Source organism: Actinocorallia libanotica, from assembly GCF_039525175.1.
In the GTDB taxonomy this organism is placed as follows: Bacteria; Actinomycetota; Actinomycetes; order Streptosporangiales; family Streptosporangiaceae; genus Actinocorallia; species Actinocorallia libanotica.
The window spans coordinates 207,705-222,242 of the sequence record NZ_BAAAHH010000007.1 but is presented as its reverse complement, the minus strand read 5'-3'; the positions used below and the strand labels follow the sequence as shown (position 1 = coordinate 222,242).

The 14,538-nt window shown below is 73.0% G+C and carries 11 protein-coding genes; 7 read left to right on the top strand and 4 right to left on the bottom strand.

The window, feature by feature from the left end:
* Positions 1–9: 9 nt before the first annotated feature.
* A complete protein-coding gene (locus tag ABD140_RS12070) occupies positions 10–915 on the bottom strand; it encodes an ROK family protein (protein WP_344239930.1) in 906 nt (301 codons plus the stop codon).
* A 138-nt stretch (positions 916–1,053) separates the two neighbouring features.
* Between ABD140_RS12070 and ABD140_RS12065 the strand changes: the two genes are divergently transcribed.
* The 7 genes from ABD140_RS12065 to ABD140_RS12035 all read left to right on the top strand — a co-directional run bounded on the left by ABD140_RS12065 (position 1,054) and on the right by ABD140_RS12035 (position 11,239).
* On the top strand, positions 1,054–2,772 hold the full coding sequence (locus ABD140_RS12065; protein ID WP_344239928.1) for a serine/threonine-protein kinase: 1,719 nt from the start codon (positions 1,054–1,056) through the stop codon (positions 2,770–2,772).
* A 127-nt stretch (positions 2,773–2,899) separates the two neighbouring features.
* Positions 2,900–6,076 carry an ATP-dependent helicase gene (locus ABD140_RS12060; protein ID WP_344239926.1) on the top strand — a complete coding sequence of 1,059 codons (3,177 nt, stop codon included), beginning with the start codon at positions 2,900–2,902 and terminating at the stop codon, positions 6,074–6,076.
* Positions 6,073–9,339, top strand: coding sequence for an ATP-dependent helicase (locus tag ABD140_RS12055; RefSeq protein ID WP_344239924.1), 3,267 nt, complete (start codon positions 6,073–6,075; stop codon positions 9,337–9,339). The genes ABD140_RS12060 and ABD140_RS12055 overlap by 4 nt, the downstream gene beginning before the upstream one ends.
* A 104-nt stretch (positions 9,340–9,443) precedes the next feature.
* Entirely contained in the window at positions 9,444–9,941 is a 498-nt protein-coding gene (locus ABD140_RS12050; protein ID WP_344239922.1) for a class I SAM-dependent methyltransferase, read from the top strand.
* Positions 9,942–10,015: 74 nt separating this feature from the next.
* Positions 10,016–10,318, top strand: coding sequence for a hypothetical protein (locus tag ABD140_RS12045; RefSeq protein ID WP_344239920.1), 303 nt, complete (start codon positions 10,016–10,018; stop codon positions 10,316–10,318).
* Between the two features lie 84 nt (positions 10,319–10,402).
* The gene (locus tag ABD140_RS12040) at positions 10,403–10,537 is read left to right on the top strand and encodes a hypothetical protein (RefSeq protein WP_344239918.1); all 135 of its coding nucleotides are present in this window, start codon (positions 10,403–10,405) and stop codon (positions 10,535–10,537) included.
* A gap of 27 nt (positions 10,538–10,564) precedes the next feature.
* Entirely contained in the window at positions 10,565–11,239 is a 675-nt protein-coding gene (locus ABD140_RS12035) for a PCRF domain-containing protein (RefSeq protein WP_344239984.1), read from the top strand.
* Here ABD140_RS12035 and ABD140_RS12030 read toward each other — a convergent pair.
* From ABD140_RS12030 to ABD140_RS12020, 3 genes are read right to left on the bottom strand one after another with little or no spacing between them, the layout of a single operon-like run.
* Complete coding sequence (locus tag ABD140_RS12030; RefSeq protein WP_344239916.1) at positions 11,236–11,805, bottom strand: hypothetical protein; 570 nt, start codon at positions 11,803–11,805, stop codon at positions 11,236–11,238. The two genes, ABD140_RS12035 and ABD140_RS12030, sit on opposite strands and share 4 nt — an antisense overlap.
* Positions 11,806–11,846: 41 nt before the next feature.
* Positions 11,847–13,445 (bottom strand): AMP-binding protein, encoded by a 1,599-nt coding sequence (locus ABD140_RS12025; RefSeq protein WP_344239914.1) that lies wholly within the window; start codon positions 13,443–13,445, stop codon positions 11,847–11,849.
* Positions 13,446–13,475: 30 nt separating this feature from the next.
* Positions 13,476–14,534, bottom strand: coding sequence for a type III PLP-dependent enzyme domain-containing protein (locus ABD140_RS12020; RefSeq protein WP_344239912.1), 1,059 nt, complete (start codon positions 14,532–14,534; stop codon positions 13,476–13,478).
* Positions 14,535–14,538 lie beyond the last annotated feature (4 nt).

Genomic DNA, 14,538 nt, shown 5'->3' with positions numbered 1-14,538 from the left:
CCGGCGCTCTCAGGCGTCGCGGCCGAGGAGGGCGGCGCCCAGGAGGCCGGCGCGGTCGCCGAGCTCGGCGCGGACGATGCGGACGGGGCGGTGGTAGGTGGCACGTTCCGTCACGGCGGCGCGCAGGGGCGCCAGGAGGGTCTCGCCGCTCTGGGCGAGGCCGCCGCCGATGACGATCTGGGTGGGGGCGCAGATCGTCATGTAGGTCAGCAGCGCGGTGGTCAGGGCGTCGACGGCCTCCTGCCAGACCTGGCGGGCCAGGGGCTCGCCGGCCTCGACGCGCTCGGCGACGTCGCGGGCGGTGGCCGGCCCGCCGGACCGTTCGGAGTAGCGGCGGCCGACGGCGGAGGCGGAGGCGACGGTCTCCAGGCAGCCGCGGGAACCGCAGCCGCAGGGGTGGCCGTCGGACTCCAGGGGCATGTGGCCGATCTCGCCGCCGTAGCCGCCGCCGCTGAACGGCCGCCCGTCCATGATCATGGCGCCGGCGATCCCGGTGCCCAGCGCCAGGAAGAGCAGGTCGCGCTCGCCGCGTCCGGCGCCCAGCACCGACTCGGCCAGGCCGCCGGCCCGCACGTCGTGGCCGATCGCCACGGGCAGCTCGGTGTGCTGGGCCAGGTGGCGGCGCAGCGGGAAGTCGCGCCAGCCGATGTTGGCCGAGGAGCGCACCACGCCGGTGCCCTCGTCGATGATCCCGGGGATGACGACGCCCGCCCCGGACGGCCGCAGGCCGCGCTCGCGGGCGCCGTCGACGAGCTGGCGGACCACGCCGACGAGCCGCTCGGTCACCGCGGCGGGACCGTCCTCGCGGCCGGTGTCGTAGAGCCGCTCGGTGATCACCCGGGCGCCCTCGCCGACCAGCCCGGCCTTCATCCGGGTACCGCCCACGTCGAGAGCGACCACACAGGACCCGGCCATGGGGGTTCCTCCTTGCGGGGGTGGGAGAGAAGGCGCCTGTCCTGCGAATGATGCCTTGTCCGGTCAGACGGACGGTAATCGAGACCACGAAAGACCTCGAAAGTGGGATTATGCGGGCAACACGGGAGGAGAACGGGAGTGAGCGAAGCTGTCGTGCTCGGCGGGCGTTACCAGCTCGAGGGGCAGATCGGCAAGGGGGGCATGGGCCAGGTCTACCTGGCCGTCGACACCCGGCTGGAGCGCAAGGTCGCGGTGAAGGTGCTGCCGCAGGCACCCGAGCAGGATCCCGAGGGGGTCACCCGCTTCCTGCGCGAGGCGCGGCTGGCGGCCACCCTGCAGCACCCGGGCATCACGGTCGTCCACGACATCGACGTGGACAACAACGTCCTGTACCTGGTGATGGAGCTGCTCAACGGGCGCGACCTGCACAAGCTCCTGGAGGAGCGGCCCGGGGGGCTGCCGCTCGGCCAGGCCGTGGACCTGGCGGTCCAGATCACCGACGCGCTGGGCGCCGCCCACGACCAGGGCATCGTGCACCGCGACCTCAAGCCCGCGAACGTCATGGTCGTGGAGGGCGGCCGCGCCAAGCTGTGCGACTTCGGCATCGCCAAGCACCTGTCGTCGGCGACCGGCCTGACGGGCAGCGGCGTGCTGGGCACCCCCGTCTACATGGCGCCCGAGCAGTTCCTCGGCAAGGGCATCGACGCGCGCACCGACATCTACCTGCTCGGCGGCATGTTCCACGAGATGTTCTCCGGCCAGCCGCCGTTCCCGATCGACGAGGGGCTGGAGGCGCTCGTCCAGGGCCACCTCAAGTACCCGCCGAAGGGACCGAGGGCGCACAACGGGGCGCTCCCCCCGGAGCTCGACCGGCTCGTCCTCGACATGCTCGCCAAGGACCCCGCGCAGCGCCCCGCGACCGCCGCCGAGGTGATCCGCCGGCTGAAGGCCGTCGACGTCTCCGGCGCGCCCGCCCAGGCCGAGCGCCGCGCCCCCGCCGTCTCGGTGGAGGGCGCGCAGGCGGCTCTGGGCGGCTCGCTCCCGCCCGCGCCCGCGCCCTCGGCGGCCTCGCCCGCCGAGGAGTACGAGCAGCTCAACAAGCGCGCCGCCCGCTACTGCCACGAGGGGCGTTTCGCCGACGCGGTGACCGCCGCCGAGCAGGCGTCGCAGGGCCGCGCCGTGCTGCTGGGCCCCGAGCACCCCGACACGCTCAGCAGCCGCAACATCCTGGCCTCCGCGCTGTACCTGGCGGGCCGCGCGCAGGAGGCCGAGGGCGTCGCGCGCACGGTCGCGCAGGGCAGGGCCCGCGTGTTCGGCCAGGAGAACCCCAAGACGCTGCGCAGCTGGCTGCTGCTCGCCAAAATCCTCTACACGCTCGGCCGCGCCTCCGAGGCGCTGCCCGTCGCGCAGGGCGTCGCCCGCGACCGCAGCCGCATCCTCGGTCCCGAGAACACCGAGACGCAGGAGGCGCGCAACACCGAAGGCTGGGCGCTGCACGCGCTCGGCCGCCACCCCGAGGCGCTCAACGTCGCGTACGAGACGGCGACGGCCCGCGGAAGACTCCTCGGCAACGAGCACCCCGACACGCTGGAGACGCGCCTCCTTCTCGGCCTCACCAACCAGGCCGTCGGCCAGTTCCCCCGCGCCCACGCCATCGCCACGGCACTGAAACTCGACTGCACCAAGGTGCTCGGCGCCGGACACCCCCTGACGACCCGCGCGGAGACGCTGTGCCAGGCGCTCAACGCCCCCGCCCCCGCCCCGCACGTGCCGCATCCCATGGCGATGCCCCACCCGATGGCGGCACCGTCCTGGCCCGCCCAACCGGCACCTCCGCCCGTCCCGTACTACCGGTGACCTGACGGAACACGACCGTCACCGCGGTGGTGACACAGCGAAGTTCGTGATGCCACCGCGTAGAAGCACACGCGCTTTCTCGTCTCAATGGCCGGAGGAGCGCTGATCTTCCGCTTGAATCTCAAGAATGGTCAGTGCTCCCTATCGTCTCGTGCGCCGCAGCGGTGCGGTGGGCGTCGTGGAGCCTCCGGCTCTGGACGAGCATCAGCGGCGGGTGGTGGAGCACGCGAGCGGTCCGCTGCTCGTGCTCGCGGGGCCGGGGACGGGGAAGACGACGACGATCGTCGAGGCGGTCGTCGACAGGATCGCCCGCAGGGGGACGGACGCCGAGCGGATTCTCGTGCTGACGTTCAGCCGCAAGGCGTCCGAGGAGCTGCGGCACCGCATCACCGGACGGCTGGGGGTGACGACGAAGTCGCCGTTGGCGATGACGTTCCACTCGTATGCGTGGGCGTTGCTGCGGCGCCAGGCCGTGTTGGAGGAGCTGGAGCCGCCCCGGCTGCTGACGGGTCCCGAGCAGTTGCTGGAAGTGCGGCGCATGCTCGCGGGTGAACTCGACGACGGAATCGCGCACTGGCCGGAGCGGTTGCGTCCGGCGTTGAACACCAAGGGCTTCGCCGAGGAGCTTCGCGACTTCACTCTGCGCGCGGCCGAACGCGGGATCGACGCGCAGCGGCTTTACGAGCTGGGGCGTCTCAACGGACGTGACGACTGGGTGGCCGTCGCGCACTTCATGCACCGCTACGAGCAGCGCTTCGCCCTCGATCCGGTGGCCTCCTACGACTACGCGGAAATCATCCGCGAGGCCACGGGGCTCCTCGCACAGGACGAGGACGTGCGCCAGCGGGAGCGCGGCGCCTACGACGTGGTGTTCGTCGACGAGTACCAGGACACCGACCCCGCGCAGGAGAGCCTGCTGCAACAGCTCGCCGGAGGCGGGAGCGACCTCGTCGCGGTGGGCGACCCCGACCAGTCCATCTACGGCTTCCGCGGCGCGGACGTACGGGCGATCATGGAGTTCCCCACCCGCTTCCCGCGCCTGGACGGAGCACCCGCGCCGACCGTCTCCCTCCAGGTGTGCCGCCGGATGAGCCCGGTGCTGCTGGAGGCCTCCCGGCGCGTCGCGCGACGTCTTCCGGGTCCCGCGGAGCATCGCGCGCTCGTCACGCCGGACGAAGGCCCGCGCGAGACCATGGAAGAGGAGACCGACAAGTCCTCGCCCGAGGTGCGCGTCGTCGTCGCGGACACCGCGAGCCAGGAAGCGGCGCTCGTCGCCGACGAGCTCCGCCGCGCGCACCTGCTGGAAGGCGTGCCGTGGTCGCGCTGCGCGGTGCTGATCCGCTCCATCAACCAGGTTCCGGCCCTGCGGCGCGCGCTCATGCACGCCGGTGTGCCCGTCACGGTCTTCGGCGAGGACGTGCCGCTGTACGCGGAGCCCGCCGTGCGGCCGCTGATGATGATTCTCCTCGCCGCGCTCAAGCCCGGTTACCTCGATGAGGTCGTCGCGGAAGAGCTGCTGACCGGCCCGCTCGGCGGCGCGGACGCGCTCGGCATGCGCCGCCTCCGCCGCGCGCTGCGCGACCTGGAGGAGATGGCGCAGGGCACGCGCACCGGCAACGAGGTACTCGTGGCGGCGCTCAACGACTCCCGTGAGCTGCTGTTCGTCCACGAGAAGGTGAAGGCGCCCGCCGAACGGGTCGCCGCGCTCATCCGCACGGCCAAGGAGACCGAGGGGACGGCCGAGGACGTCCTGTGGGCGGTGTGGGAGCAGTCCGGCCTCGCCGACCGCTGGCTCGCCGACAGCCGCCGAGGCGGTGCGCGCGGGGCCGCCGCCGACCGCGACCTGGACGCCGTCGTCTCGCTGTTCGACCGCGCCGCCCGGTTCGTGGACCGGCTTCCCAAGGCCGGTCCCGTCCTGTTCGCCGAGGACCTCGCCGCCCAGGAGATCGCCGGGGACTCCCTGGCCGAGCACGCCCCCGAGGGCGAGACGGTCCGGCTGCTGACCGCCCACCGCGCCAAGGGCCTGGAGTGGGACGTGGTGGTCGTGACGGGCGTCCAGGAGGGCCTGTGGCCCGACCTGCGGCTGCGCGGCACCCTGCTGGGCGTCGACGAGCTCCTGGAGGGCTCCGACATCCTCGACCCCGTCTCGGGCGCGACCATCGCGGCCCGGATGATGGCCGAGGAGCGCCGCCTCTTCTACGTCGCCGTGACGCGCGCCCGCCGAAGGCTGGTCGTCACGGCCGTCGGGGGAGAGGACACCGAGGACCGCCCGTCCCGCTTCCTCAACGAGCTGCTGCCCGGCGCGCTCGAGGAGGCGCAGCTGGACGAGAAGAAGCGCTGGCTGTCCATGCCCGCGCTCGTGGCCGACCTGCGCTCCTCCATCACGGACCCGGGCCGTCCCGAGGCGCTGCGCCGCGCGGCCGCCGCGCACCTGGCCCGCCTGGCGCGCGCCGGGGTGCGCGGCGCGCGCCCGGAGAACTGGTACGCCATCACCGCGCTGTCCACCGAGAACGCGCCCTTCGGAGAGGACGAGCAGGTCGTCATCTCCCCGTCGCAGGTCGAGACGTTCACCACCTGCGGGCTGCGCTGGCTGCTCACCTCCGCCGTCGGCGCGCGGGAGGGGGGTCCCGGCGAGTACAGCGTCATGGGCAAGGTGATCCACGCCGTCGCCGAGCTCGCGGGCTCCGTACCGGAGGTCACCGAGAGGCATCTGGCCGGCCGCCTCGACGAGATCTGGTCGGAGCTGGACTTCCGCAGCGCCTGGTACAGCGAGAAGCAGCGCACGCAGGCCGGGAGGATGGTCGAGAAGTTCCTCGACTGGCACCGGGAGAACCCCAACGAGATCGTCGCGTTGGAGGAGTCGTTCAAGGTGGACCTGGGCCGGGTCGTCATCCGCGGGCGGATCGACCGGGCGGAGCGCGACGCGCACGGGCGCGGCGTCATCATCGACATCAAGACCGGCGGCACGCCCGTCCCGCCCGACGAGCTGGCGCGCAATCCCCAGCTCGGCGTCTACCAGTACGCGGTGATGCTCGGCGCCTTCGCCCGCCACGGGCTGCTGGAGCCCGGCGGCGCCAAGCTCGTGCAGGTCGGCAAGGCGGCCTTCGCGCGCCGCGCCCGCGAGCAGGCGCAGGGCCCGCCTTCGGAGGACACCGATCCGATGTGGCCCAAGAAGCTCGTGGAGATCGTGGCCGAGGGCATGGCCTCTCCGGTGTTCGAGGCCAAGGCGGGGGACGACTGTCGTACGTGCCCGGTACAGTCCAGCTGCCCGGTGCATGAGAACGGCGGTGAGGTGGGCCGGTGATCTCTCCGGCAGAGCTGGCCCGGCGCCTTGACCTGCCCGAGCCGACGCCGGAGCAGGCGGTGGTCATCCAGGCGCCGCCGGGGCCCATGGCGGTGGTGGCGGGCGCGGGCTCGGGCAAGTCCGAGACGATGGCCGCGCGCGTGGTGTGGCTGGTCGCCAACCGCCTCGTGCGTCCCGAACGGGTGCTCGGCCTGACGTTCACCCGCAAGGCCGCCGCCGAGCTGGCCTCCCGTGTGCGCAGGCGCCTGGACGGGCTGCGCGAGCACCCCGACCTCATCGAGCCGGAGCTGCTCGACGGCGAGCCGACCGTCTCCACCTACCACTCCTACGCCGCGCGCCTGTTCGGCGACCACGCCCTGCGCGAGGGGCTGGAGCCGACGATGCGGCTCATCTCCCCGGCGGTCGCCTGGCAGATGGCCACGCGCGCCGTGGACTCCTACGACGGCCCGATGGATGAGATCGACTGGTCCCCGGACACCGTCACGCGGGCCGTCATCGACCTTTCCGGCGACCTGGCCGAGCATCTGCGCACCCCGGACGATGTGCGGCGCGTCGGAAGGTGGCTGGACGGGCAGTTCGCGCTGCTGGACAAGCCGATCGCCAAGCAGCGCGACATCCTGGCCAAGCAGGCCGTACGCGAGCAGATGCTGCCCCTCATCGAGGCGTACGCGCGGGCGAAGGCGCGTCGCGAGGTCGTCGACCACGGCGACCAGATGTCGCTGGCGGCCCGCATCGCCTCCCGCCATCCCGAGGTCGCCGCGATCGAACGGTCGCGTTACGCGGTCGTGCTGCTGGACGAATACCAGGACACCAGCCACGCGCAGCTCGTCCTGCTGAAGTCGCTGTTCGGCGACGGTCACCCCGTGACGGCGGTGGGCGACCCGTGCCAGTCCATCTACGGGTGGCGTGGAGCGTCGGCGGGCAACCTTCTGGGTTTCCCGGAGGACTTCCCGCTCGCGGACGGTCCTTCGCCGATGCGCGAGCTGACCCGCAGCTTCCGCAACGGCGAACGCATCCTGGATTCCGCCGCCCGCGTCCAGACGGAACTGCGCGCCGAGATGCGCAAGGTCTCTCCGCTGCGCCCCGCCGAGTCCAAGGAGGGCCGCGGCCGGGTGGAATGCGCGCTGTTCGCGACCATCGAGGACGAGGCCGAACGCATCGCCGAACGCGTGAAGGCGGTGATGCGAAGCGAACGCGCCCCCGACGGAGGCGAGTGGGAGGACGGAGCGCTCAAGTACTCCGACATCGCGGTCCTCGTTCGGAAGCGTTCGCAGATCCCCCTGCTCCGCCAGCGGCTCGAAGAGCACGACATCCCCGTGGAGGTCGTCGGGCTGGGCGGCCTGCTGACCGTCCCGGAGGTCCAGGACGTCGTGGCCACCCTGCGCGTCATGCACGACCCGACGGCCGGCGCGTCCCTGGCGCGGCTGCTCACCGGTCCGCGCTGGCGGCTCGGCCCGCGCGACCTCGTCGCCCTCGGCAGGCGCGCCCGGGAACTGGCGAGCGAGGCCCGCCGCGACATCACCCGCGAGGAGCCCGCGGAGCCCGCTCCCGAGCCCGAGGCCGCCGCCGACGACCCGCTGGGCCGCCTCGTCCGGGAGCTGAACGAGGAGCAGGGCAGTCTCGTGGACGCCCTGGACGACCTCGGCGCGGCCGACGCCTACTCCGAGGAGGGCCTGCGCCGCCTGACGCGGCTGCGGGACGAGCTGCGCCAGCTGCGCCGCCAGGCCCAGCTCCCGCTGCCCGACCTGGTCGCCGAGGTCGAACGGGTGCTCGGCCTGGACATCGAGGTCGCCGCCCGCACCGGCCTCGACCCGGTGACCGCCCGCGCCGACCTCGACGCGTTCATCGACGCCGCCATGGCCTTCGCCGGCGACCACGACGAGCCCACGCTGGGCGCGTTCCTGGCCTATCTGGCCGCCGCCGAGTCCGAGGAGTTCGGCCTCACGGCGGGCCGGGTCGGCGAGAGCGACAGCGTGAAGCTGCTGACCGTCCACGCCTCCAAGGGCCTGGAGTGGCAGGTCGTCGTGGTGCCGGGCCTGTCGTACACCCCGCAGAAGGACGGCAGGCCCGGCACCGGGTCGGTCTTCCCGTCGCGTCCGGCGGGCTCGGGCACCCGCTGGACGGCCAACCCGCGCATGATCCCGTTCCCGCTGCGCGGCGACCGCCGCGACCTCCCGGAGCTCACCGGCCTGTCCAAGGACGAGCTCGCCGCGTTCGAGCAGGCGTGCTCGGACCGCGACGTGCGCGAGGAGAGGCGCCTGGCGTACGTGGCCGTCACGCGCGCCAGCCACCTGCTCGTCGCGACGGGATACCGCTGGGGCGCGGCGTCCAAACCGCTCGTCGCCTCGCCCTTCCTGGCGGAGATCCGCGAGAGCGCGGACACCGTCCTGTGCTGGGCGGACCCGCCGGAGGAGCACGAGCAGAACCCGCTGCTCGCCGAGCCGAAGACCGGCACGTGGCCGCTGCCCCCGCTGGGCGAGGGCCCTCTCGTGGAGGGCGCCCGGCTCGTCCACGACGCCGTCGTCGGCCGCCTCGTGCCCTGGACGCCCACCGGGGACCTCACCGGCGACGAACGCGGCAGGCTCGTCGCGTGGGCGCGCGACGTGGAACTGCTGCTGGCCGAACGCGACAAGGGGCGCGGCGGGGACGGCCTGACGGTGGAGCTGCCGGACAAGCTGACCGTCACGTCCCTGGTGGCGCTGGCGCGCGATCCGGCGGAGCTGGCCGCGCAGATCCGCCGCCCCATGCCGCGCCCGCCCGCGCCCTTCGCGCGGCGCGGCACGTCCTTCCACCGCTGGCTGGAGTCGCGCTGGGGCCAGCAGCGGCTCCTGGACCCCGAGGACCTGCTGGGCGCCGCCGACGACGAACTGGAGGACGACGGCTACATCTCCCGGCTCCAGGAGCGCTTCGAGGCGTCCGAGTGGGCCTCCCGCGAGCCGATCGAGGTGGAGGTGCCGTTCGAGACCATCATCGGCGACCGCCTGGTACGCGGCCGCATGGACGCGGTCTTCCGCGACGGAGACGGCTACGAGGTCGTCGACTGGAAGACGGGCCACCCGCCTTCGCCCGACGAAGAACGCCAGGTGGCCGTCCAGCTCGCCGCGTACCGGGTCGCGTGGGCCGCTCTTGCGGACGTTCCCCTGGAACGCGTCAGCGCCGCCTTCCACTACGTCAGGGCGGCCCGCACGATCCGCCCCGCGGACCTCCTGGACGCCGAAGGCCTCGCCGCGCTGTTCGCGGCCGTCCCGCTGGCCGGTAGCTGACCGGCTCCGGGGGTAGGTATGCAGGTGATACTGCTCACCAAGGGATGGTCACGGGGCGTCATACAGGGCATGCTCCAGTGAACGACCATTCACCGGGAGGCTGCGTGACAGTGACGAATGAGGAGACGTACCAGGCCGCGGTCCGGCACTTCTTCCGTTTCGCGGAGCCTGAGCTGGACCTGGACGACATCTGCCTGGAAGTCCACGCCGGCACGGGTGAGGTCTCACGCGCCCTGGCGCACCGCGTCCGCCAGGTGACGGCCGTCGATTCTTCGTTCGACGCGCTCACCGAGGGTAAGCGCCTGGCCGACCGGGAACCGCAGACCAACATCATCTTCCAGTGCGGTGAGGCCTCCGACCTGCCGCACCTGAACCGGACGTTCACGCTGGTGCTGTGCCACGACGCGCTGGGCACCGATCCGGACCCCGAGGCGGTCGTCCGGGAGCTGGTGCGGGTGAGCCGTCCCGGCGCGGCGATCATCCTGGCCGACGCCAAGCTGGGCGTGGCGGAGCTGCGGGACCTGCTCACCGGTGCCGGCGCCGAGGTCAGGCGCACCGACACCGCCGAGGACCACGCCTACGTGGAGGCGTTCGCGCCCTGAATCCACCCGGTATGCCGGGTGTGGTTCGAACGTGTGGTTGAAGTGCGGGGGGAGCAGCGGCTAGTCTCTCGAACGTGGGTTCTACCGCTGACTCCCCCGCCGCGCTGGCGATGCGCATCGGCGTCGTCGCCGCCGAGACGGCGCTGAGCACCCTGCTGCACAACGTCGACTTCGAGGCCGCCGCCGAGGAGGACTACGACCTCCGCGGCTTCATCGCCCCCGCCGACTGGCCGGTCTTCTCCCTGGTCCTGGACACCCTGGCCGCCCCCCGCCCCGGCGACGAGCGCCCCCTGGCCGAGCGCCGCTCCCAGGCCCTCCTCGACCTGGCCCGCCTCTGCCGCGCCGCCCGCGACTCCTCCCTCGACGCCGTCGCCTGACCCGCCGCCGAGTCCCGGGCGGGAGGCGAACCCGGACGCCCTGCGCGGCGTCGGATCCGAGGGTGCTCACGGAGGAGGTTCTGCGTGCTGGACGATGGACGGCTGCTGCTGGAGGAGTGCCGGCGTGCCCGGGCCGCGGCGACCGAGGGCGTCGACGTCGAGGCGCTGCGTGCCGAGGCCGGGCGCATGGCGGGAATCCTGGTGGATCCGGCGCATTGAAGCGCCGCCCGGTTCGCCGCGCTCCGTCTGGAGCACGTCAGGCGTTTCCTGGACGGTCTCGAAAGCTGCACCGCCGAGCTGGAGGCGCTGGATGAGCTGCTGGGACTGGCCGGTGACGACGAGGAGCTGAAGGCGGAGTGCCGCGCCGCGCTGGAGGCGCTCTCCGCCGGGCTCGGCGGCCTTCGGGAGCGGTCTCCTCTCGATCACGCCGAGCGGGAGGCCATCGTGACCGTCGAGGCGGAGCCGGACGAGGACGGGAGCTGCGTGCACGCGTTGTGGCGGACGTACGTCGCCCGGGCCGAGCGGGAGAAGCGGCGGGTGTGGACGTACCGCAGGAGGGAGAGCGGATGCGACCTGCGGGCGGTGACGATGCGGGTCGGCGGTCCCGGCGCCTTCGGGCTGCTCGCCGGTGAGCGGGGCGTGCGGCGGCTCGAGCGGGGGTCCGGCGCGCGGGTGGAGGTGCTCCCCGCGGCGGTGTCCTATGACTTCCTGAGGGTGCCGGACGAGGAGGTGCGGATCGATCTGCTGTGCCAGACGTGGGGGTGCGGAGTGCCCCACCCGGAGTGGAACAGCGCCGTGCGGCTCACCCACCTGCCCACGGGCACCGGCGCGTTCTGCGAGGGGCAGGGGACGACCCGGCGCAATCTGGCGGGCGCGACGACCGTGCTGCGCGCCCGCCTGCTGCGGCTCCGTGCGGGCTAGACGGCGGCCAGGGGCTTGGGCGGGGTGCCGCGGCGGATCTGGTCGCGGGGGACGCCGGCGCGGACGGCGCGCTCCAGGCGCTCCAGGTTGCGCACGGGGGCGCGCAGCTCGAAGGAGCGGCCGCCTTCCAGCTGGAGGATGAGGCGCTTTCCGGGGGTGAGGTAGGCCAGTTCGACCTCCGGCCAGGAGACCGCTTCGAGGCCGTCGTCCCCGGCGTGCACGAAGCCGCCGGAGAACAGGGCGACCGACGGCTCGGCGAGCTTGCGCAGCTCGGCGAAGCGCAGGCCGGCCACGGCCAGCAGGGCCAGGACCAGCAGCGCCCAGGCGGCGGCCAGGCCGGGGTGCAGGGTCGGGGCGAAGGCGGCGGCGGTGCCCGCGGCGAGCACGCCGAGCAGGCAGATGCCGATGAGCAGCTTCAGGGTGCGCTGCCGGGGGTCGGGCTCGTCGGGGACCGGTGCGCCCAGTCCGGCTCCGGCCTCCAGCACGTCCTGGCCGAACTCCCCCTCCTCTTCGGCGGGGGCGTCCTGCGTCACGGTGTCCTCGGGGGCGGTCTCCTCCGTCGTCATGCCCTCTGATGTACCGCACTCAAGGACAAAATGCGACCTGATCAGGCTTCTTTGAGCGCCGTCCGCCTGACTTTCCCGGTGGTGGTACGCGGGAGCTCGGCGACGAAGGAGACGTCGCGGGGCACCTTGTAGCGGGCGAGCCGCCCCCTGACGTGCGCCTTGAGCTCGTCCTCGGTGAGCTCCGAGCCGGGGGCGCGCACCACCCACGCGGCCAGGCGCTGCCCGAACTCGGCGTCCTCCACGCCCAGCACCGCCACCTCCGCGACCTCCGGATGCTGCTCCAGCAGGTCCTCGACCTCGCCGGGGAAGACGTTCTCCCCGCCGGAGACGATCATGTCGTCGGCGCGGCCGTCGATGAACAGCCGCCCCTCGGCGTCGAAGTGGGCGAGGTCGCCGGTGCTGATCAGGCCGTCCACGAACTCCTTGGTGCCGCCGCCGGTGTAGCCGCGGAACTCCAGGCCGCTGTCGAGGTACAGGGTCCCCACCTCGCCCTGGGGGACGTCCTCGCCGCCGTCACCGAGGACGCGCGCCTTCACGCCCAGCGTGGGCCTGCCGATCGTGCCGGGCGCGACGCGCAGGTCGTCGGGGGTGGCGATGGCGGCCCAGCCCGTCTCGCTGGCGCCGTAGGCGTTGTAGAGCACCTCGCCGAAGCGGCGGCGGAACCGCCGGACGAGGTTGGGGTGCAGCGCCGCGCCGCCGGTGAGGACCACCCGCAGCGACCGCAGCCGGGGCGCCTCCGGGACGTCCAGCAGCCGCTGCAGCATGACGGGCACCGCGATGACCGCGCCCGCCCGGTGCCGGGCGACGGCCTCCAGCACGGCCTTGGCGTCGAACCGGCGCAGCAGCACCAGCGGCGCGCCCAGCGCCAGGCCGGTCAGCAGGTAGGTCAGGCCGAGGCCGTGGAAGAGCGGCGGCCCGATCAGCAGCGGCTCGCCCGAGCGCAGCGGCACCCGCAGCAGGTGCCCGTAGCCCTGGCTGACCAGTGCCGCCGGGCCGAACTCGTGGGCGGCGCCCTTGGGCGGGCCGGTGGTGCCGGAGGTGAGGATGACGATCTTGCCGGTGCGCCCGGCCACCAGCGGCTCCGCCTCGGTCCGCGCCAGGTCGTCGAGGGTGGGCAGCGCCGGCTCCGCGCCGTCGTGCCAGGCCAGGAAGCGCGCCCCGGTGAAGGAGCAGCCGTCCACGACGGGGGAGAACTCCTCGTCGTGGACGAGCACGGAGATGTCCTCGTTCTCCAGCACGCGGCTCAGCTGCGGGGCCGAGAAGTCGGTGTTGAGGAACACCACGTCGTGGCCCAGCCGCGACCCGGCGGAGACGGCCTCGACGAAGCCCCGGTGGTTGCGGCACAGGACGCCGACCTTCTCGCCGGGCCCGAGCAGCTCCCGCAGCGCGGTCGCCTGGGCGGCGGCCCGCGCCTCCAGTTCCCCGTAGGTGATCTCGCCCCGCTCGTCGATCACCGCGACGCGGTCGGGATGGCGCAGCGCGGCCATGGCGCCGGCGACCGCCGGAGTGAACCCGAACCGCACGACCTGCAGCGGGATCCGGGCCAGCCGGCAGGGCGTGATGGGCGTGAGGACCCCGACGTCGCGCAGCACGCGGGCCGTGCCGGTGGCGAGTTTCAGGGCTTCACGGAGGTCGGTCACCGGGTCACACTCCTGTCGGTCGCGGGAGGCTCATGTCACGTAGTGGAAGGCGGGGTGGGGGTGCATCAGGAAGTCATGATGGGAGATGTTCCACGCATAGGCGCCCGCCATGTCGAAGGCGACGACGGAACCGGGTGCGAGATTCCTCACGGGGACGCGGGAGGCGAACACGTCCTTGGGGGTGCACAACTGGCCCACGAGCGTGGCCGTCCCGCTGTGGCCGCGGTCCCCGAAGACCGTGAACGGCTGGTCGTGCCCCTTGGTGACGGGCGTGCGCAGGTGGTGGGTGCCGCCGCGCAGGATCGCGTACGTCTCGCCCCGGGTCCGCTTGACGTCCAGGACGTCCGTGACGTACCAGCCGTGGTAGGCGGTCATCGCCCTTCCCGGTTCGATGCGCAACCGGAAAGGAACGTCCGGGATGCCCGCCGCATAGGACTTCCAATCGAAACGCCACAAAGGGTCACCGTAGTCCACGGCCATTCCGCCCCCGAGATTCACCTCCTCGGGAGCGAATTCCGCCGCCCATTCCACGACCTGCCGCTGCACTTTCAGCAGCTCTTCGACGTCGAGACCGGAAGCCAGATGCGCGTGGAAACCGCGTAGGCGGATGTCGTCGGGCAGCAGGGAGAGGCATCGGCGCAGTTCGAGTTCGTCCATTCCGAACGGTCCGCTCATCGCCAAGGCCGCCCCGTCGACCCCGAAGGGCAGATTCGCACGCAGCAGCACGTCGGCCCCCGGCAGGTGCGCGAGCTCCCGGACGCTCTCCACGTGGATGCGCTCCACCCCCAGGCGGACGGCGAGGGCGAGCTCCTCGTCGGTCTTGCCGGGACCGCCGAACGCCAGCCGCGCCCCGGGCACCGCCCGGTGGACGTGCTGGAGCTCCCCTCCCGAGGCGACCTCGAATCCGTCCACATGAGGATGCAGGGCACGCAGGATCTCCGGATCGGGGTTGGCCTTGGCCGCGTAGAAGATCTCGTGCGGGAACTCCGCGCGGATCCGTGCCGCGTGCTCGGCCAGCCCCGGAAGGTCGTAGACGTACGCGGGAAAGGAGTCGAGGCGGGAGATCTCCCGCAGGACGCGTTCTTCCATCAGT

What these genes read in the sequence shown, in the direction of transcription:
- ABD140_RS12070 (WP_344239930.1), bottom strand. Translation starts at nt 915, where the DNA reads ATGGCCGGGTCCTGTGTGGTCGCTCTCGACGTGGGCGGTACCCGGATG.
- ABD140_RS12060 (WP_344239926.1), top strand. Translation starts at nt 2,900, where the DNA reads ATGGTCAGTGCTCCCTATCGTCTCGTGCGCCGCAGCGGTGCGGTGGGC.
- ABD140_RS12030 (WP_344239916.1), bottom strand. Translation starts at nt 11,805, where the DNA reads ATGACGACGGAGGAGACCGCCCCCGAGGACACCGTGACGCAGGACGCC.
- ABD140_RS12020 (WP_344239912.1), bottom strand. Translation starts at nt 14,534, where the DNA reads ATGGAAGAACGCGTCCTGCGGGAGATCTCCCGCCTCGACTCCTTTCCC.